This window comes from Micromonospora sp. WMMD961, from assembly GCF_029626145.1.
In the GTDB taxonomy this organism is placed as follows: domain Bacteria; phylum Actinomycetota; class Actinomycetes; order Mycobacteriales; family Micromonosporaceae; genus Micromonospora.
In genome coordinates this window covers 3,014,082-3,032,352 of the sequence record NZ_JARUBJ010000002.1, presented here as the reverse complement: position 1 = coordinate 3,032,352, position 18,271 = coordinate 3,014,082, and the positions used below count along the sequence as shown (strand labels likewise).

General features: G+C 69.7%; 18 protein-coding genes. 9 read left to right on the top strand and 9 right to left on the bottom strand.

Annotated elements, in window-relative coordinates; genetic code table 11:
• Positions 1-163: 163 nt before the first annotated feature.
• The 5 genes from O7614_RS14230 (at position 164) to O7614_RS14210 (ending at position 4,564) form a co-directional block, all read left to right on the top strand.
• Positions 164-1,138 carry an ABC transporter substrate-binding protein gene (locus O7614_RS14230; RefSeq protein WP_278138922.1) on the top strand — a complete coding sequence of 325 codons (975 nt, stop codon included), beginning with the start codon at positions 164-166 and terminating at the stop codon, positions 1,136-1,138.
• 72 nt (positions 1,139-1,210) lie between these two features.
• Positions 1,211-2,011, top strand: coding sequence for an ABC transporter permease (locus tag O7614_RS14225; RefSeq protein WP_278138921.1), 801 nt, complete (start codon positions 1,211-1,213; stop codon positions 2,009-2,011).
• Positions 2,008-2,832 carry an ABC transporter permease gene (locus O7614_RS14220; protein WP_278138920.1) on the top strand — a complete coding sequence of 275 codons (825 nt, stop codon included), beginning with the start codon at positions 2,008-2,010 and terminating at the stop codon, positions 2,830-2,832. Before O7614_RS14225 ends, O7614_RS14220 begins: the two co-directional genes overlap by 4 nt.
• Positions 2,825-3,637: an ABC transporter ATP-binding protein gene (locus tag O7614_RS14215; RefSeq protein ID WP_278138919.1), complete on the top strand. Its 813-nt coding sequence runs from the start codon at positions 2,825-2,827 to the stop codon at positions 3,635-3,637. Before O7614_RS14220 ends, O7614_RS14215 begins: the two co-directional genes overlap by 8 nt.
• Before the next feature lie 39 nt (positions 3,638-3,676).
• Entirely contained in the window at positions 3,677-4,564 is an 888-nt protein-coding gene (locus tag O7614_RS14210) for a PaaX family transcriptional regulator C-terminal domain-containing protein (RefSeq protein ID WP_278138918.1), read from the top strand.
• Here O7614_RS14210 and O7614_RS14205 read toward each other — a convergent pair.
• From O7614_RS14205 to O7614_RS14170, 8 genes are all read right to left on the bottom strand, one after another.
• On the bottom strand, positions 4,488-6,011 hold the full coding sequence (locus O7614_RS14205; RefSeq protein WP_278138917.1) for a long-chain fatty acid--CoA ligase: 1,524 nt from the start codon (positions 6,009-6,011) through the stop codon (positions 4,488-4,490). The two genes, O7614_RS14210 and O7614_RS14205, sit on opposite strands and share 77 nt — an antisense overlap.
• 57 nt (positions 6,012-6,068) lie before the next feature.
• The gene (locus O7614_RS14200; RefSeq protein ID WP_278138916.1) at positions 6,069-6,521 is read right to left on the bottom strand and encodes a MaoC family dehydratase; all 453 of its coding nucleotides are present in this window, start codon (positions 6,519-6,521) and stop codon (positions 6,069-6,071) included.
• Between the two features lie 17 nt (positions 6,522-6,538).
• On the bottom strand, positions 6,539-7,420 hold the full coding sequence (locus tag O7614_RS14195) for an amidohydrolase family protein (RefSeq protein ID WP_278138915.1): 882 nt from the start codon (positions 7,418-7,420) through the stop codon (positions 6,539-6,541).
• A gap of 23 nt (positions 7,421-7,443) precedes the next feature.
• Positions 7,444-8,370: an SDR family NAD(P)-dependent oxidoreductase gene (locus O7614_RS14190; protein ID WP_278138914.1), complete on the bottom strand. Its 927-nt coding sequence runs from the start codon at positions 8,368-8,370 to the stop codon at positions 7,444-7,446.
• A gap of 76 nt (positions 8,371-8,446) precedes the next feature.
• A complete protein-coding gene (locus O7614_RS14185) occupies positions 8,447-9,202 on the bottom strand; it encodes an IclR family transcriptional regulator (RefSeq protein ID WP_278138913.1) in 756 nt (251 codons plus the stop codon).
• A 30-nt stretch (positions 9,203-9,232) separates the two neighbouring features.
• Positions 9,233-10,186 carry a PDR/VanB family oxidoreductase gene (locus O7614_RS14180; protein WP_278138912.1) on the bottom strand — a complete coding sequence of 318 codons (954 nt, stop codon included), beginning with the start codon at positions 10,184-10,186 and terminating at the stop codon, positions 9,233-9,235.
• On the bottom strand, positions 10,183-10,389 hold the full coding sequence (locus O7614_RS14175; protein WP_278138911.1) for a hypothetical protein: 207 nt from the start codon (positions 10,387-10,389) through the stop codon (positions 10,183-10,185). Before O7614_RS14175 ends, O7614_RS14180 begins: the two co-directional genes overlap by 4 nt.
• Positions 10,386-11,429, bottom strand: a complete 1,044-nt coding sequence (locus O7614_RS14170) for an aromatic ring-hydroxylating dioxygenase subunit alpha (RefSeq protein WP_278138910.1) — start codon at positions 11,427-11,429, stop codon at positions 10,386-10,388. Before O7614_RS14170 ends, O7614_RS14175 begins: the two co-directional genes overlap by 4 nt.
• Positions 11,430-11,732: 303 nt before the next feature.
• Here O7614_RS14170 and O7614_RS14165 point away from each other — a divergent pair, with 303 nt between their 5' ends.
• Together O7614_RS14165 and O7614_RS14160 are read left to right on the top strand one after the other, a co-directional pair.
• Complete coding sequence (locus tag O7614_RS14165) at positions 11,733-12,002, top strand: GlsB/YeaQ/YmgE family stress response membrane protein (protein ID WP_278138909.1); 270 nt, start codon at positions 11,733-11,735, stop codon at positions 12,000-12,002.
• A gap of 180 nt (positions 12,003-12,182) precedes the next feature.
• The gene (locus O7614_RS14160) at positions 12,183-12,737 is read left to right on the top strand and encodes a hypothetical protein (protein ID WP_278138908.1); all 555 of its coding nucleotides are present in this window, start codon (positions 12,183-12,185) and stop codon (positions 12,735-12,737) included.
• A 149-nt stretch (positions 12,738-12,886) separates the two neighbouring features.
• On the opposite strand, the gene O7614_RS14155 is transcribed toward O7614_RS14160, so the two are convergent.
• Positions 12,887-14,605 (bottom strand): cellulose binding domain-containing protein, encoded by a 1,719-nt coding sequence (locus O7614_RS14155; RefSeq protein ID WP_278138907.1) that lies wholly within the window; start codon positions 14,603-14,605, stop codon positions 12,887-12,889.
• A 603-nt stretch (positions 14,606-15,208) separates the two neighbouring features.
• On the opposite strand from O7614_RS14155, the gene O7614_RS14150 reads away from it, so the two are divergent.
• Positions 15,209-17,056, top strand: a complete 1,848-nt coding sequence (locus O7614_RS14150) for a glycoside hydrolase family 15 protein (protein WP_278138906.1) — start codon at positions 15,209-15,211, stop codon at positions 17,054-17,056.
• Positions 17,057-17,387: 331 nt separating this feature from the next.
• Positions 17,388-18,128 (top strand): class I SAM-dependent methyltransferase, encoded by a 741-nt coding sequence (locus O7614_RS14145; protein WP_278138905.1) that lies wholly within the window; start codon positions 17,388-17,390, stop codon positions 18,126-18,128.
• Positions 18,129-18,271 lie beyond the last annotated feature (143 nt).

Sequence of the window (18,271 nt, the reverse complement as noted above, 5' to 3'; positions counted from 1 at the left end):
ATTCATGACGGGCGTCAGAAATTATTGACTTTCAATGCCGAGGTGACTGACCATGGCCAACACACCGGCGTGCGCCCCCACGCAGCGGTAGTCCACCTGCAGATCCGAGGCATCCGCCGACTTCCGACGCACCCACCACCCCCGCCCAGGAAGGGCCTCGTCAATGAAGAAGGTCATGGTTCTCGGGCTGATCGCCGCCACCGCGATCGCCCTCACCGGATGTACCGACTCCGACGCGTCCAACCCGTCCGATCAGACCTCAGGCGATCTACGCAAGGTCCGGGTCGCGGCGCTGCCCATCACCGAGACCGCCGCGCTCTGGGGCGGCATCAAGGCGGGCCTCTTCGCCGAACGCGGGCTCCAGGTCGAGGTGCTGCCCGCCCAGGGTGGCGCGCAGGCCATTCCCGCGCTGATGAACGGCGACATCGACTTCGCGATCGGCCAGCCCTTCGGCCCGTTCCGGGCCGACCTGCGCGACCTCGGCGTCGTCATCATCGGCAACTACGCCTCCTCGTACGCCGACGGCGACGACATCAACGCCGTGGTGGCTTCGGCGAAGTCCGGCGTCAAGCGGCCGGCCGACCTCGCGGGCAAGCGGGTCGCGGTCAACAGCCTGGGCGCGGCCGGCGACGTGACCATCATGGCGGCGGTCGAGAAGGACGGCGGCGACCCCAAGACGATCAAGTTCGTCGAGGTCGCCTTCCCGGACGCCCCGGCCCAACTCGAGTCCGGCAACATCGATGCCGCCTGGGTGCCGGAGCCGTTCGTCACGCAACTGAAGGCCCGTGGCGACACCTTCGTCGTCGCGCCGTACCAGGCGGTGGTGCCCGGCCTGGCCACCCTCACCACGATCACCACGAAGGAACGCACGGAGAAGGACGCCAAGCTGGTCGAAGACTTCACGGCGGCGATGAAGGATACGTTGCAGTGGGCCAACGACCCCGCCAACGTGGCACCCCTGCGGCAGGCCATCAAGGACAACCTGGAGCTGCCCCCGCCGGTGGCCGACTCGGTGCGGCTCCCGGCCTTCGGTTGGGAGGTCGACCGGTCGAGCCTGCAGACGCTCGCCGAGCTCGCGCTGAAGTACAAGGTGCTCGACAAGCAACCGAACTTCGACCGTCTCATCCAGCAGCAGTAGCCGGCGCGATCCCGCCCTCCCCTGCCTGCGGACCGGGGAGGGCCTCGCCGCCCGCCTGACGACGGGAGTGACATGCGCGTGTTTTCCACCCGACGCCGGCGCGCGTTACGCAAGGCGATGCTGGGCGTCGTCGGCCTGACCGGTTTCCTCGTCGTCTGGCAGCTGCTCCCGACACTGGGACTGGTCAACCCGCTGTATCTGCCGTACGTGACGGACGTCCTGGCGCGGCTGTTCGAGCAGCTCGTCGACCTCGCGTTCTGGCGGCGGCTGGGCAGCACCATGACGTCCTGGGCGATCGGCCTGACGGTGGCGACGATCGCCGCGGTCGTCCTCGGCACGGTCGTCGGGTTGGTGCCGTTCCTACGGCGCTGCACCCACACGGCTGTCGAGTTCCTTCGACCGATCCCGTCGGTCGCCCTCATCCCGCTCGCCGTGCTGATGTTCGGCATCCAGATGCAGGCCGCCCTCGTCATCATCATCTATGCGTCGTTCTGGCAGGTGTTCGTGCAGGTGATCTACGGCGTCGCCGACGTCGACGCGGTGGCCCGCGACACCGCCCGCAGCTTCGGTCTGACCCGGCGGGAGCAGCTGTCGCACCTCGTCCTGCCGACCACCCTGCCGTACCTCATGACGGGCCTGCGACTCGCGGCGGCGGTCGCGCTCATCCTCGCCATCACCGCGGAGATGGTGATCGGCAACCCCGGTCTCGGGCGCATGATCGAGCTGTCCCGGTCCGCCGGAGACGCCGCCGGCCTGTACGCGCTGGTCGTGGTCACCGGCCTGCTCGGGCTCATGGTGAACATCGTCTTCCGGTTCGTCGAGCGTCGGGTGCTGTCGTGGCACCAGTCCATTCGAGGAGAGGAGGCGCGGTGACCGCGTACACCGGCCGGATCGCCACCGCGCCGCGCAGCCGGAAGGTCGGAACCCGGATCGCGGTGAGTCTCCTCTACACGCTGGGGCTGCCGACGCTCCTCCTGGTGGTCTGGGGTCTGGTGGCGACGAGGGCGAGGAGTCAGTTCTTCCCCGACCCGTTGACGATCGCCGAAGCGTTCCGGGAGACCTGGGTCGGCCCGGCGTTCGTCGAGGACGTCCTGCCGAGCCTCGCCCGCCTCGGCCTCGGTGTCGCCGCGTCGATCGTGCTCGGCATCGCCGCCGGCACCGTCATCGGCCTGACCCACTGGCTGCGGGAACTCCTCGAACCGCTGCTGGAGTTCCTCCGGGCCATCCCGCCACCGGTGCTGATTCCGGTGGCCATGCTCCTGCTCGGGATCACCGACACCATGAAGGTGGTCGTGATCGTCTCCGGGGCGGTCTGGCCGATCCTGTTGAACACGATCGAGGGTGTCCGGGCGACGGACAGTGTCATGACGGAGACCGCGGAGTCGTTCCAGGTCTCCTGGTGGGAACGGCTCTGGTTCCTCGTGCTTCCGGCCGCCAGCCCACGCATCATGGCCGGGGTGCGGCAGGCCCTCTCGGTCGCGCTGATCCTGATGGTCATCTCCGAGATGTTCGCCTCGTCCTCCGGCCTCGGCTACCGGATCGCCTACTTCCAGCGCAACTACCTGATCGCCGAGATGTGGAGCGGCATCCTCCTGCTCGGTCTCGTCGGCGTCTTCCTCGCCGTAGCTTTCGGTCTCGTCGAACGGCGCGTCCTGCGCTGGTACCACGGAATCAGGGAGGTCAACCGTGCCTGATCGGAGCGCCCTGCTGCGGGTGGAGCATCTGCGGAAGGTCTACGAGTCGCCGACGGGGAACGTCGAGGCGATCGGGGACATCAGCTTCACGATGGACGCCGGCGAGCTGGTCTGCATCGTCGGGCCGTCCGGCTGCGGCAAGACCACCCTCCTGAAGTGCCTCGCCGGCCTGCTGCGGCCCACCAGCGGCGTGGTCGAGATGGACGGCTCGCCGGTGACCGGGCCCAGCCCGGCCATGGCCGTCGTCTTCCAGGAGTACGGTCGCAGCCTCTACCCCTGGCTGACGGTGCGGGGCAACGTCGAGCTTCCGCTGCGGCACAAGAAGCTCCCCCGCGCGGACCGGAACAAACTGGTCGCCGATGCCCTGGAGGCGGTGGGCCTGGCGCACGCCGCGCGAAGCCACCCGTGGCAGCTCTCCGGGGGGATGCAACAGCGCGTGGCGATCGCGCGGGCGATCGCCTACCAGCCGGACGTGCTGATCATGGACGAGCCGTTCGCGGCGGTGGACGCGCAGACCCGGGCCGATCTGGAGGACCTGGTCCGCGAGCTGCACGCCAGCCGGACCATCTCGGTTGTCTTCGTCACCCACGACATCGACGAGTCGGTGTATCTGGGGCAGCGGGTTCTAGTATTGTCCACCTCGCCGACCTGGGTCCAGGAGGACCTCGCGATCGACCTGCCGCCGGAGCGCGATCAGATCACGACCCGCGCTCTGCCCCGTTTCACGGAACTGCGGACGCACGTCTACGACCAGATCCAGCGGGCCAAGCGCGGGCAGGCTGTGGCCCCGCGATCCGCGCGGTGATCGGCGGCCAGGCCAACGAGTTCCCCGAAGGGAAGGGCTGTGGGTAGTCGTCAGCCGAAGCAGTTGTTGCTCGCCTTCTTCGGCGAGCATGTCGTCGACGGCGCCACCGGCCCGATCCGGGCGAGCGTCCTGATCACCGTGCTGGAGGGTGCCGACGTCGCCGCGCCGGCCACCCGCGCGACCCTCGACCGCCTCGTGCACAGCGGCATCCTGGCCCGCAGCAGGAGTGGCCGGGAGACCCTGTTCTCGCTGACCGAGCACGGCGTGGCGGTGCTGCGCGAGGCGAAGTCCCGCGTTCGCGGGCCGCGGCCGTTCGACCCGCAGGGCAGCGGGTGGACGCTCGTGACCTTCTCCATTCCGGAGGGTCAGCGGACGCTGCGGCACCGGCTGCGTTCGATCCTCACCTGGGAGGGCTTCGCGCCGATCCGGGACGGGCTCTGGCTTGCGCCCGGCGAGGTCGACCTCGCCGGGTCGTTGGAGCCGCTGCGCCAGGACCTCGCGCCCAACACGGTGGTCGCCTTCCACGCCCGTGAACTCGCCGGGTTCCCGATCGGTGAGAGCGTGCGCGCCGCGTGGGACATCGAGGCGATCCGGCGTGCGCACCTCGCCTTCATCGACGTGTGGGCCGATCCGTCCGCGACAGCGATGGCGTCGAGCGCCCTGACCGTACGGACGATGCTCGTGGCGGACTGGCTCGCGCTGCTACGCGCCGACCCGAGGCTGCCGGCCGAATTCATGGACGCGGAGTGGCCCGCCGCGAGATCGGTGGAGACCTACCGCCGGGTGCACGAGAAGCTGGCCGCGGCGTCGACTGCGGAGTTCGCCGCGCTCGTCGCTGCCCGGCCCACGACTAGGCGCCGAAACGGGTCCGCAGATCGGCCTTCCGCACCTTCCCCGACGCCGTCCGCGGCAGCTCGTCCACGATGACCACGTTCCTCGGGAGCTTGTAGCGCGCGATTCTGCCGTCGAGGCCCGCCCGGACGGTGGCGGTGTCCACCGATGCCCCCTCCCGCACGGTCACGATCGCCCACGGCACCTCCCCCCAGCGCTCGTCCGGCACCCCGATGACCGCCGCCGAGGTCACCCCGTCGATCTCGGTGAGGAGCTGTTCGACTTCGAGTGGGTAGATGTTCTCGCCCCCCGAAATGATCATGTCCTTGAGGCGGCCGGAGATGTAGAGGTAGCCGTCGGCGTCCAGGCGGCCGAGGTCGCCGGAGCGGAACCACCCGTCGGCCGTGAACGCCTCGGCGGTCGCCTCCGGGAGCCCGTGGTAGCCGGGGAAGACGTTGGGTCCGGCCACCTCGATCTCACCGACACCGCCGGTGGGTAGCACGGCGCCTGTCGCATCGGTGATCCGCACGTCGGTGAAGAAGTGCGGCAGACCGACACTGCCCTGCTTGACGCGGGTCATCGTCGAGGGCAGCGCGGTCGCGCCCGGCGCGGCCTCGGTCATGCCGTAACCCTGGGAGAACGACAGACCCCGCGCCTCGTACGCGTTGAGGATGCGAGCGGGCACCGCCGAACCTCCGCAGGTGAGCTTCGTCAACGTCGACAGGTTGGTCGACGCCCAGGCGGGATGGTCGGCCATCAGCTGATAGGTGGTCGGCACACCGCTGAGCATGGTGACTCCGTGCCGCTCGATCTGCGCGAGCGCGCGGCCCGGCTCGAAGCCCTTCTCGATGACCATCGTGGCGCCCTTGAGGATGACGGGCAGGGCGCCCATCCCGAGCGAGGCGACGTGGAACAGCGGCGAGATCATCAGCGCGACGTCGGTGGAGACGACGTCGTAGTCGACCACACAGTTGAGCGCCACCCAGGTGAGGTTGCCGTGGGTCAGCACGGCGCCCTTGGGCCGGCCGGTCGTACCCGAGGTGTAGACGATCGCCGCCGGATCCCGGTGGGCGGTGTCGGCGTGGTCGGTGAAACCGGCGGCGGCCCGCGCCAGGTGAGCCAGCCCGGGCCGGTCCGCGGTGCCCGCGCCGTTGACGACGACGTACGGGGGCGGGACGGTCGGCGCGGCGGAGGACACCGGCACCGCGAGGTCCGGATCGTGGATCAGCACCCGCGCGTCGCAGTCCGCGAGGACGTAGGCGATCTCGGGTGCGGCGAGCCGGGTGTTCACCGGCACGAAGACGGCCCCGACCTGCGCCGCCCCGAACATCACCTGAAGAAACTCGGGGCTGTTCTCTCCCAGGTAGGCGACGGAGTCACCCCTACCGACGCCCCACTCCCGCAGCAGTGCCGAGATCCGGTCCGTGGCGTCGGCGAACTGGCCGTACGTCATCGTCGACCCGTCGCCGTGGATGAGGGCGACCTTGTCCGGGGACTTGAGCCGGCGCTTGGCCATCCAGGCGCCGATTCCGTGCTGGTGCATCATCAGTCTCCTGGTGGTGGAGGTGGTGTGCTCACCCGGTTCGGCGGACGCCCGGGCTCAGGCGTAGAAGCGGTACAGACCTCGCGCGACCACCGCCGGCTTGCTCCCGCCCTCGATCTCGATCGTCTGGTCGACGGCGATCTGGTAGCCACCGCGGACCTCGACGACCTCGACGACGGTGGCCTGCATGCGTACCCGCGCCCCGACCACTACCGGCGCGGGGAAGCGCACCTTGTCCAGGCCGTAGTTCACCTTCGTGGTGACGCCCTTGACCTCCAGCAACTCGGTCCAGAAGGGCACGGCCAGGGAGAGGGTGAGAAAGCCGTGCGCGATGGCCGCGCCGAACGGGCCGTTCTTGGCCCGTTCGGGGTCGACGTGGATCCACTGGTGGTCGTCCGTGGCGTCCGCGAACAGGTCCACCTGGTCCTGGGTGACCGTTCGGTATCCGGTGTGGCCGAGATCGGTGCCGGCGAGGTCGCCCAGCCGGTCGTAGGTGATGGTCGTCGTCATGGCGGTTCCTCTCGTCGTCACCCGGCGAGGCCCAGCAGGCGGGCCGCGTTGTCCTTGAGGATGCCCGGGAGCACGTCCGGCTTCAGGTCGGTCGCTTGCACGTCGCGCAGCCACCGGTCGGGGGTGAGCAGGGGGTAGTCGGTGCCGAAGAGCACCCGTCGCTTCAGCACCGAGTTGGCGTAGCGCACCAACTCGGCCGGAAAGTACTTCGGGCTCCAGCCGGACAGGTCGATCCAGGTGTTGTGCTTGTGCGTGGCGACCGACAACGCCTCGTCCTGCCAGGGCACCGACGGGTGCGCCATGATGATCTGCAGGTCGGGGAAGTCGGCCGCGATCGGGTCGAGCAGGATCGGATTCGACAGGCCGAGCCGCAGGCCGTAGCCGCCCGGGGTGCCCGCGCCGATGCCGGTCTGCCCGGTGTGGAACAGCGCCGGGACGCCGGCCCGCTCCAGGAGACCCCACAGCGGCGCGTACTCGTGGTGGCTGGGGTCGAAGCCCTGCACGGTGGGGTGGAACTTGATTCCGCGTACGCCCTCCTCCTCGATCAGCCGGCTGGCCAGTTCGAGGGCGGCCTCCCCCGTGCGCGGGTCGACCGAGCCGAACGGAATGAGCACGTCGGCGTGCTCGGCCGCCGCGCGGGCGATGTCGGTGCTCGACAGCGGTGGGTGCCTCAGCTGGGTACGCGCGTCCACGGTGAACACGACGGCCGCCATGCTCCGCTCGCGGTAGTACTGCGCCACCGCGCCGACAGCGGGCCGTGGGCCGTCCGTCCGGAAGTACGCCGACGCCGCCGCCACGAGCGGCTCGGGCAGTGAGGCGTGACCGTGGTCGTCGACCTCGATGTGCACGTGCATGTCGATCGCCGTGATGGTGTCGAGGTCGATCGCGGGCTGGTACATGGGGCCAACCTTCGTCGGGCGGGTCAGGACGTGGCGGGCTCGAACTCCTCGGGGAGTTTCGGGAACCGTTCGCCGACGCTCTGCGCGGCACCGGCGAAGGTCGTCGGCCAGGCGTCGACGAGCGCGTCGTACGTCCAGCCGCCCTCGCGGTGCGCGGTCAACGCCGCCTCCGGGTGGGTCCAGATCTGCAGGCGGTCCCCGCCGACACCGATCACCTGGCCGGTCACCGAGGCCGCCGCGTCGGAGCCGAGGAACGCGACGAGCCCGGCCACGTCGTCCGCGGTGCCGAACCCCAGGTCGTGTCGGAAGAAAGCGGGCATCGGTTCCCCGTTCGCCTCGGCCCGGACCGCCGCCGCGAAGTAGGGGACGGTGGCGGTCATCGCGGTCGCGGCGACCGGGACGACCGTGTTGGCGGTGATACCGGCCCGCTTGAGCTCCAGCGCCCAGGTACGGACCATGCCGACGATGCCCGCCTTGGCCGCCGCGTAGTTGGTCTGGCCGAAGGTGCCCCGCTGCCCGGTGGGTGACCCGACGCAGATGATCCGCCCGCCCTCACCGGCCTGCCGCATGTGCTGCACCGCCTCGCGCACGGTGGTGAACGTGCCGCGCAGGTGCACGTTGATGACGGTGTCGAAGTCGTCGTCACTCATCTTCCACAGCACCGTGTCGCGCAGGACGCCGGCGTTGGTGACGAGGATGTCCAGCCGCCCGAAGTGCTCGACCGCGGTGCTGACCAGTTCCTTCGCGGTCTCGGTCGGGCCGACCGGTGCGACCACCGCGACGGCCCGGCCGCCGGACGCGTGGATCGCCGTCACGGCGTCGGCGGTGGCCTCGGCGTCGACGTCGTTGACCACGACCGCGGCGCCGCGCCGCGCCAACTCCTGTGCGTAGGCGAGGCCCAGACCGCGCCCGGCCCCGGTGACGATGGCGACTTTGCCGTGCAGAGACATGAGTGCTCCCTCTCGTCGGTGCCGGACCTCCGGGTAACACGCGCACCGGAAACGTAATGCAGAATTTGATCGGGCGTCAACGATCTGCAGTCTTTCCCAGCGCCCGGGAGAGCGCCCGACCCGCCGCCCGCACCAGCGGGGCCAGCGCCACCGGGTCCGCCCGCTCGTGGGCGACCACCAGCGAGATCGCCGCGACCACACCCTCCGGTACGCGGATCGGCGCCGCCACCGAGAGCGCGTCCATCGTGACCTGACGGTCGCTGACCGCGTAACCTGCCCGGCGCACCTCGGCGAGGCAGCGGCGCAGCCGCCTCGGGTCGGTGATCGTCATGTCGGTGTACCGCTCCAACGGCGCGGCCAGCACCTGCTCCTGCACGTCGCCAGGTGCGTGGGCGAGCAGGACCAGCCCGACTCCGGTGGCGTGCAACGCGAAGCGGCCACCAACCCGGGTGAGCACGGGCACCGCGTGCCGCCCGGAGATCCGTTCGATGAAGACGAGTTCCAGGTCCTGCCGGACGGCGAGCTGGACGTTCTCGTGGGTCACCTCGTACAGGTCCTCCATCACCGGCAGGGCGAGTTCCCGTAACCCCAGACCTCTCGGTGCCAGCGACCCCACCTCCCACAACCGCAGGCCGATCCGGTACCGCCCGTCGTCGCCGCGCTCCAGCGCACCCCACTCGACCAGCTCCGCGGCCCGTCGGTGCACAGTGGGCAGTGGCAGCCCGGCGCGACGGGCCAGCTCGCTCAGGGTCAACGCAGGGGTGGCCGGGCTGAACGCGTCGAGCAGGGCCAGCACCTTGCTCGTCACCGACCGCCCCGGTTGCGCGCGCACTCCGCCATCATCCCCGCCCGCGCCGGCAGGTCACAGCTCCAGCACGAGCCGGGGCGTACGGGCCCGGGACACGCAGATCATCATGGTGTCCCCGGCGGCCCGCTCCTGCGCGGTGAGCAGGCTGTCGCGATGATCCGGCACACCGTCGAGCACCGGCGTCTCGCAGGTGCCGCAGGTGCCCTCCCGGCAGGACGACAGGACTGTCACCCCGGCTTCCTCCACCGCCTGCAGGATCGGTGTGCCCGGCGGCACGGTGACCGTCCGCCCGGAGAGCACCAGCTCGACCTCGATCGACGTCTCCTCCCCGCCGGTGGTGGCCAGCGGGGTGAAACGTTCGACGTGCAACCGGCCGGGCGGCCAGCCGAGGCACCGCTCCTCGACCGCCTTCAGCAGTGGCTCAGGGCCGCAGCAGTAGACCAACCGGTCGTCCGGCCGACCCAGCAACCCGGCCAGGTCGAGCAGCCCGGTCTCGTCCTGCGGACACAGGCTCACCCGGTCGCCGTACCGCTCCCGCAGGGTGGTGGCGAAGGCCATGGTGGCGCGGCTACGTCCCCCGTACACCAGCTGCCAGTCGGAGCCTGCGGCGTCGGCGGCGGCGACCATCGGTGCGATGGGGGTGATGCCGATACCGCCGGCGACGAAGAGGTATCGCCGGGCCGCGACCAGCCGGAAGGTGTTGCGGGGCCCCCGCACCCGGACGGTCGCGCCGACGGTGAGCCGCTCGTGCGCCAGCCGGGAGCCGCCGCGCCCGTCCGGTTCGCGTTGTACCGCGATCCGCAGGACGGACCGGTCGGCCGGGTCGCCACAGAGCGAATACTGGCGGGTGAGTCCGGTGCCCAGCTCCAGGTCGATGTGCGCGCCCGGCGTCCAGTCAGGCAGGTCGCCGCGATCCGGGCGGCCCAGGCTGATCGCGACGACCTCCGTCGCCACCTGGTCCCGGCGGGTGACCACCAGCTCCACACCGGCCAACTCGTCCACCGTCACGCTGGCATCGCCACCCGCGTCGGCGGGTCGGGCGCCGGCACGGCCGCGGCCTGGTGGCCCTGCGGGTGAGCCAGCAGCCACTCCCACAGCTCGATCGGCTCCTCGGCGAGGCGCTCGGCGCCGCAGTGACAGCTGCCCCGCAGGATGTCGGTGCCCGGCAACCAGTGCACCCGGTAGACCCGCTCCCCGGAGTGGGAACTCACCGCGGCACTCCCACCGTCCCCGAACCGACCAGCCGGGCCAACAGCCGCCGGGCGGCCAGGCCCCCGGTGTCGATGTTGATGCTCAACTCCTGGTACCGGTCCGGCTCGGCGGCGATCACCTGCTCCAGGATGTTGAGCGCCGTCACGTCCTGCATGACCACCGTGTGGTTGCTGTCGTGCAGGTACTCGCTGACCGACTCGTCGTCGATCGCGAAGTCACGCGCCACGGCCCAGAAGTCGTAGGTGGTGTGTTCGGTCGACGGGGTGATCGCGTACACGATCTCGGCGTGGAAGGCCTCGGTGTCGTCGCCCTCGGTCGGCGGATAGACGCCCTGCGGAGCGATCCGGCTGTGCAGGAGGTAGAGGCAGGGCGGGTGGTACTCGATGTCCTGCCACCGGGTGATGCGGCCCTGGATCCCGGTCGATCGCGCGTAGAACGGCGGACACTCGGCGTCGTCCATGTGCCGGCTGACGTGGACGATGCCCCGGTCCTCGTCCACGGTGGTGGTGATCGGGGTGTTCGCCACCTCCGGCGTGCCGATGTAACCACCGTGCAGGTACGTCTCGTGGGACAGGTCCAACAGGTTGTCCACCAGCAGGCCGTACCGCGCGTTCAAGGGCGCCATGCCCTTCACCACCGCGTACCGCGGGTCCGCCAGCCACGGCGCGCGGGGAATCGCGGCCGGATCGGCCCGGTCCAGGTCGCCGATCCAGACCCAGACGAAGGAGTCCAGTTCCACCACCGGGAAGGAGACGACCCGCGCGGTGCGGGGGATGCGCTGCTGACCGGGTACGAAGACACACGCGCCGGTCGGGTCGTAGGTGAAACCGTGGTAGCCGCAGACGATCGTGTCGCCGTCGAGGCGACTCTCCGACAGCGGGAAACGCCGGTGCACACACCGGTCGGCGAGGGCCACCGCCTGCCCTGCGGCGGTGCGGTACAGCACCAGCGGTTCACCGAGCACCGTGCGGGCGAGCAGGTCCCGACCGACTTCACTGCCGTAGGCCGCCACGTACCACTGGTTACGAGCGAATGCCATGCGACCCTCCAGCCAGACGACCGTCGATAGGGTCGAATCATCCCGTGCGGCCTCCGCAGCGGAGACCGGAGCTTTCACTGAGTGAAAACTCCAGCGTTCGTCCGCAGCGGAGTCGGGTCTGCGCGGGCGGTAACCTCCAGGACCCGTCGGGTGGCTGCCGTGCCGTCGGCGCGGCAGCGACCCGAACACCGATGCCGGCGGCGTACCCGTGGCGAGCGCCTCGGCACGCGTCGCCGGGGTTTGCCGGCGCGCGGGCCGGGGCAGTGACCAGCCCGACGAGAACTCGGTGGGAGGAACAAGACCATGGAAATCGCTGGCTTCTTCAGCGCAATCATCATCGGCCTGATCATCGGTGTCCTGGGACGACTGATCCTGCCGGGCAAGCAGAACCTGTCGTTCCTGGTCACCCTGGCCGTCGGCGTTGTCGCCGCGATCGTCGGTACGCTGCTCGCCGGCGCCCTCGGCGTCGACGACACCTCCGGCGTCGACTGGATCGAGCTGGGCCTGCAGCTCGCCTTCGCCGTGGCCGGCGTCGCGATCCTGGACCGCACCTACGGCCGTCGCAGGCACTAGCCAACCACCGCCGCGCGGGCCCGCCCTCACCCTCTGGGCTGGTCCGCGTAGCACACTGTCCGCAACCAACCACCTCCAGGCAGCGCTGGCACCGGGAAGGACTTGACGAGCCGAGGCCCATCACGCATGGTCGATCAGGCATCGACAGTCTCGAATGTCTAGACGAATGCGGGAGGACTGATGAAGGCCTTCGTCACCACCGTCTCGGCCGCTGCACTGCTACTCCTGGCCACGGGCGGCGCGTCGCACGGCCGGCCGGCGGCCGACGCGCCGTGCGCCGGGCAGATCCACGCGAACCCGGGGTTCGAGCGCGGCACCACCGGCTGGACCGCCGGCCCCCGCATCGTCGTGTTCGGCGACGAGGCCCGGCCCGCACACACCGGCCGCGCGTACGCCACCTTCGCCGGTCTGGACGTGACGCGTACCGACCTGCTGCGCGCCACCGTCACGGTGCCCGCGAACTGCGACCTGACTGTCCGTTTCTGGGTCCGGACCACCACCACGGAGACCACCCGCGGCGACTACCTGAACGTCGGGCTGGCGGTCACCGGGATACCCCCGAAGACGAGGTTCTCGCTGGCCTTCGACGGCGGGTCACAGTGGCGGCAGTACACCATGTCGACCGGGACGGCGGCCACCGAGCGCACCGCGACGGCCAGCTTCCTGGCCAGCGAGGTGGCCGGCAACGGCGCCACGGCCTTCGACGTCGACGACGTGACCTTCGTGTTGAGCTGACCAGCGGGCAGTTCGCCAGGACGGCCCCCGCGGTAGCGGTGTCCGTCCTGGCGCAGGCCAGAGCTTGCCGACCGGTCGGGCCGGTGGAGTGCGACTGATCGTGCGCACCGCACCAGCCCGACCGCCTGACGAGACGCCGGCGGGCGACCTCAGAGGGTGAACACGAGCGTGGAGATGCTGCGTGCGCCGACGTTGATGGTGGCCTGCCCCCCGTTGACGCTGGTCGGTTGACTGGCGGCGTTGGCGTTCTGCGAGGTGAGGTAGTGCTCAGCCCGGCTGACGTTCTGCGGGGCCTGGACGACGGCGTTGTTGACCGCGCTGTTCGAGCGGTTGAGGATGACCAGCGTGATCTTCCCGTCACCCTGGTAGGCGGTCACCTCCAGTGGGGAGGCCTTCGAGCTCTTCGTCAGGGCGACCCGCTGGTAGCCGGGGCGCACGTACTTGGCGTACTGGGAGAAGGCGTACCCGCGCTTGAGCGGAGCACCCGCCACGGTGCCGAACGCCGACTCGCCGTCACCGATGAAGGAGTAGTAGCGCTTGCCGTACCACCAGATGTAGGCGCTCCAGTTGGCCTCCATCGACTTGTGCACGGTGCGCATGATGTCGTCGAGGGTCTCGTTCCAGACCGCCGTGTTGGCGGGGTTGCCCCAGATGTTGGAGCCGCCACCGTCTGCGGCGTGCAGGTTCCACTCGGTCATCCAGACCGGCTTGTTGTGCTGCTCGGCCAGGGAGTACGGCCGCAGCCGGCCGGATTCCTCAGTGCCGTACAGGTGCCCTCCGATGTAGCCGATGTTGTTGCGGGCGGTCGCGTCGTTGAGGGTCGGATCGGTGAAGTTGTAGTTCATGTTCACCGCCTCGGCGACCATCAGCTTGGTGTTCTGCACCCTGGCGCCCTGGTCGCGGACGAAGGTGCGCAGCTCGGTGCCGTTCCAGTCCATCGAGTCGTAGTCCGGGTGCCAGTCCGGCTCGTTCTGCACCGAGGTCACGTCGATGGTCACACCCTGGCCACGCATGTACTGGACGTAGCTGTTGAGGTGGTTGGCGTAGTCGTCGTAGTAGTCGGTCCTCAGCTTCCCGCCGTTGACCCGGCTGTTGTTGGTCTTCCATGCCGCCGGAGCGGTCCACGGCGAGGCGAGGATCTTCACGTTCGATCCGGAGGACTTCGCCGTCTTCAACGAGTTCACATGCGTCGCCCACTCGCTCGACACCGGCGAGAGTCCGGTCCGCACGATGGACAGCCCCAACTGGTTGGCGCCCATCCCGACCAACGTCTGCGTCTCGGCCGTCGACCACGCGCTGCCCCAGATGGATTGCGCCGCCCCGAACCCGTCGACGGTCTGGTACCTGGTCGCGCTGTTCACCGTGATGTCCGCCGGCCCGTTGGGGGGCGGAGTCGTCGGCGGCGGGGTCGTCGGAGGCGGAGTCGTCGGCGGCGGTGTGGTCGGCGTCGTCGCACCGGTGCAGGCCACCCCGTTCAACGCGAAGCTGGTCGGAGCGGGGTTGCTGCCGGTCCACGAGCCGTTGAAGCCGAACGAGACCGTGCCGTTGGTCGGGACGCCTCCGTTGTAACTGACGTTCCTCGCGGTCACCGCGGCACCGCTCTGGGTCACCGTCGCGTTCCACGCCTGCGTCACCGTCTGGCCGGCACCGTAGGACCAGGTCAACGTCCAACTCGACAGCGCGTCACCGAGGTTGGTGATGGCCACGTTGGCCCCGAAGCCGCCCTGCCACTGCGACGACACGCCGTAGTCCACCGAACAACCGGCGGCCGCGGCCCCGGCCGGCACCGCTGTGGCCACCGCCGTCGATGCCACAAGGACGGCACCCACCGACGTCAGCGCCAGGTTGGTCTTTCTCAGTCTTCTCATCGACATTCTCCTGGGGGTTGGGAGCCGCCCGGACCAGAGGCGGCCACCGGCGAGGGACGGTGTCGTCGCACTGCCGTTGGCGGTGAACCCGAACGTCGCCGGCGAGGTGCCGGCAGGGACCGCGACGCCCATGACCGGGCCCGGCAGTGGTCGATCGATCGCCGTGGGCGAACCGAAACCCTGGTCAGGTCGGCTGCAAAAATCGTCGTTAGCGCTAACAGGGGCGGCCCGTCGCACCCAGCGCTGAAATCGTCGATGTCTGGACGGCGCCCGTGCTCCCAGCCGGAGCGCCACCATGCCCACATCGACTTTCGTGGATTCGTATACCGCTCGTCAAGATGCGCCGACAGGTTTCGCGAAAGTCTCGTCCCGCGCCCAGGAACGGTACGACCTCGGCACGACCCTCGTCGTCCGTGGCAGCACCGCGCCGCCAGCCGCCCGATGACCCTGGTCGCACGACCCAACGCGTCCTCCAGGGTCACGGACCAGCAGGACGCCACCCCATCGGGGTACGCGACAGGGTGGCGGAACATGAAACACGCCTAACCCGACAACTTCTCCCCTAGGTTCGATGCGCAGGACGCCGCCGAACCGGGGAGAGACGTGGACAGCTATCCGGCGATCGAGGATCACGGGCTCATCGGCGACCTGCAGACCGCCGCGCTGGTGACCTGTGACGGGACGGTCGACTGGTTCTGCGCGCCGCGCTTCGACTCGCCGAGCATCTTCGCCGCGCTGCTCGACAAGGACAAGGGCGGCTACTTCCGGATCGCACCCTGCGAGGTTCGGTACGTCACCAAGCAGCTCTACCTTCCCGGCACACCCATCCTGATCACCCGGTTCATCAGCGCGGACGGCGTGGCGGAGGTGATGGACTTCATGCCGGTCACCGGCGAGCGGGCCACCGACGCGCACCGCCTGGTCCGCCTCGTCACCATGGTCCGCGGCAGCATGCGCTTCAAGGTCGAGTGCCGGCCCCGGTTCGACTACGCCCGCGAAGAGCACCAGTTGGAGACCCACCGCAACGGCTACGTCTTCCGCGGCCGGTCGGCGAGCCTCACGTTCAACCCCGTCGACCCGGTCCGGCAGTTGATCTCCGAACGCGGCGACATCCGTCTCGACAACGGCGACCTGGTCGCGTACGGCACCCTGAGCCAGGGCGACACCGGCGGCGTGGTCCTGGAGACGGACGGCACCGAGCCGCGGATCTTCGCGCCGGAAGAGGTCCAGGCCATGTTCGAGTGGACCCGGGACTACTGGCGACGCTGGCTCGAACGCTCGCGCTACACCGGCCGTTGGCGGGAGATGGTCGAGCGCTCCGCCATCACGCTGAAACTCATGACGTACGCGCCGACCGGCGCGATGATCGCCGCACCCACCGCCGCGCTGCCCGAACTGGTCGGCGGAACCCGCAACTGGGACTACCGCTACACCTGGGTACGGGACACGTCGTTCTCGGTGCACGCGCTGCTCGGCCTCGGCTTCACCGAGGAGGTCAGCCGGTACATGGACTGGTTGGACGAGCGGATCCGCGAAGCCGGCGACCTCCAGGACCCCCTGAAGATCATGTATCGGGTGGACGGCTCGTCCGACCTGCACGAGGAGAACCTCGATCACCTGGAGGGCTACCGCGGCTCGCGGCCGGTGCGCATCGGCAACGGCGCCGCCGACCAACTCCAGCTCGACATCCACGGCGAGGCGCTGTACGCCATGCACCTCGCCGACGAGCAGGGCATCCGCGTCTCACACCAGGTGTGGAAGAGCACCGTCCGGCTTGTCGACTGGCTCTGCCGCCACTGGGACCGGGCCGACGCCGGCATCTGGGAGAGCCGCCACCACCCCCGCAACTACACCTTCGGTCGGGTGATGTCCTGGGTCGCGCTGGACCGGGCCGTCCGCCTCGCCCTGCGGACCGGCCGACCCGGCGACATCAGCGGCTGGACCGAGCAACGCAACCGCATCTACAACCAGGTCATGGAGCGCGGGTACGACAGGGGCCGCGGCACCTTCGTACAGGCGTACGGCGAGAGCGTGCTGGACGCGGCGTTGCTCGCCATGCCGGCGGTCGGTTTCGTCACGCCGAGCGATCCGCTGTGGCAGTCCACGTTGGCCGCGATCGAGCGCGACCTGGTCTCCGACAGCCTGGTCCACCGGTACGACCCGGTCCATTCCCCCGACGGTCTGCCAGGCCACGAGGGCACCTTCAACATGTGCACCTTCTGGTACGTCGAGGCGCTGGCCCGTTCCGGCCGCCTCGACGACGCCCGACTCACCTTCGAGAAGATGTTCACCTTCAGCAACCACCTGGGGCTGTACGCCGAGGAGATCGCGTCGACCGGCGAGCAGATCGGCAACTACCCCCAGGCATTCAGTCACCTCTCGCTGATCAACTCGGCGCTGACGCTCAACGACCTGCTCGACACCGAGGCCGACGCCCGACGCCGCCGGTAGCAGGGGAATGGTCGGCGGTGACCGTTGGTCACCGCCGGGCAGGCGGATACGACAGGGAGCGAGACGGCGGCCCGGGTGCGCGGCCCGGAAGATCATCGCCATGGGTCACAGGTCCGCCAGGTGGGCATGGTCGAGGGTCAGCACGATTCGCGGTTCCGTCGCGACGGCGCCATGGCGTGTGCCGGCCGGATCTACTCCTGCGGGTACCGCTCGCACGCGCCCTCGGACAGCCGCTACGAGCGCTGCCTCGGCTTGGCGTGCTACTCGATCTGCCGCCGCAGGCACCGGAATGCGAGCGACAAGCAGCGTCAGCGCTGGTAGGCATGGCTCGGTGAGCGAGAATCCGCAGTCGGACCCCGGCATGTACGACGCCTTCGCCGAGGAGTTCCTCGAACACGCCCGTGATGGTGCGTACAACGCCTATTACGACCGGCCCGCGGTGCTGGCCGTCGTGGGCTCCGTGCGTGACCTCGCGGTGCTCGACGTGGGCTGCGGGCCGGGGCTGTATGCCGAGAGTCTGGTGGCCCGGGGTGCCAGCCGGGTCGTCGGTGTCGATGCCAGCGCGGCGATGGTGCGGTTGGCAGCCGAGCGGGTTCGCGGACCGGTCGAGTTCCGTCAACACGATCTCAACACCCCGATGTCGTGGGCCACTGATGGGGAGTTCGACGTGGCCGTGATGCCGTTGGTGCTGCCTCACGTCGACGATCGGGTCGGTGCGCTGCGGGAGATCGCCCGTCTGCTGCGGCCCGGCGGCCGGCTGGTCGTCTCCACGCATCACCCCATGGATGACTGGCGCCGTCTGGGCGGGAGCTACTTCACCGTGGAGAGGGTGCGGGAACGCTGGAACAAGGGGTGGGACGTCGCCTACTGGCGTCAACCGCTGGACGTCACGTGTGACGAGTTCAGCGCAGCTGGTTTTCTCATCGAGCGGGTGCATGAACCACGGCCGTCAGCACAGCTGCGCGATCGCTACCCGGATGTCTCGGAACGCCTGTCCGCCAGTCCCGCGTTCATCGTGTTCTCGCTCGTGAACGCGTACGGTCAGCCGCGTCGTGGCCCCGGCGGAGGGTGAGCCGCACGGCTACGCCAGCGGTCCGGACCACGGTGACCGCTGCCCGGGCAATTCGCCCGACTTATTCTCGCGGGTCTCTCCCACCCTGCAGACATGGATAGCCTTCGACCACCAGCCCGACGTCGGGTCGGCCACCTGGATGA

Bases quoted from the DNA above. Each gene is read 5' to 3' on its own strand.
- O7614_RS14230 (WP_278138922.1), top strand. From the start codon at position 164: ATGAAGAAGGTCATGGTTCTCGGGCTGATCGCCGCCACCGCGATCGCC.
- O7614_RS14225 (WP_278138921.1), top strand. From the start codon at position 1,211: ATGCGCGTGTTTTCCACCCGACGCCGGCGCGCGTTACGCAAGGCGATG.
- O7614_RS14205 (WP_278138917.1), bottom strand. From the start codon at position 6,011: ATGCACCAGCACGGAATCGGCGCCTGGATGGCCAAGCGCCGGCTCAAG.
- O7614_RS14200 (WP_278138916.1), bottom strand. From the start codon at position 6,521: ATGACGACGACCATCACCTACGACCGGCTGGGCGACCTCGCCGGCACC.
- O7614_RS14195 (WP_278138915.1), bottom strand. From the start codon at position 7,420: ATGTACCAGCCCGCGATCGACCTCGACACCATCACGGCGATCGACATG.
- O7614_RS14190 (WP_278138914.1), bottom strand. From the start codon at position 8,370: ATGTCTCTGCACGGCAAAGTCGCCATCGTCACCGGGGCCGGGCGCGGT.
- O7614_RS14170 (WP_278138910.1), bottom strand. From the start codon at position 11,429: ATGGCATTCGCTCGTAACCAGTGGTACGTGGCGGCCTACGGCAGTGAA.
- O7614_RS14165 (WP_278138909.1), top strand. From the start codon at position 11,733: ATGGAAATCGCTGGCTTCTTCAGCGCAATCATCATCGGCCTGATCATC.
- O7614_RS14160 (WP_278138908.1), top strand. From the start codon at position 12,183: ATGAAGGCCTTCGTCACCACCGTCTCGGCCGCTGCACTGCTACTCCTG.
- O7614_RS14155 (WP_278138907.1), bottom strand. From the start codon at position 14,605: ATGAGAAGACTGAGAAAGACCAACCTGGCGCTGACGTCGGTGGGTGCC.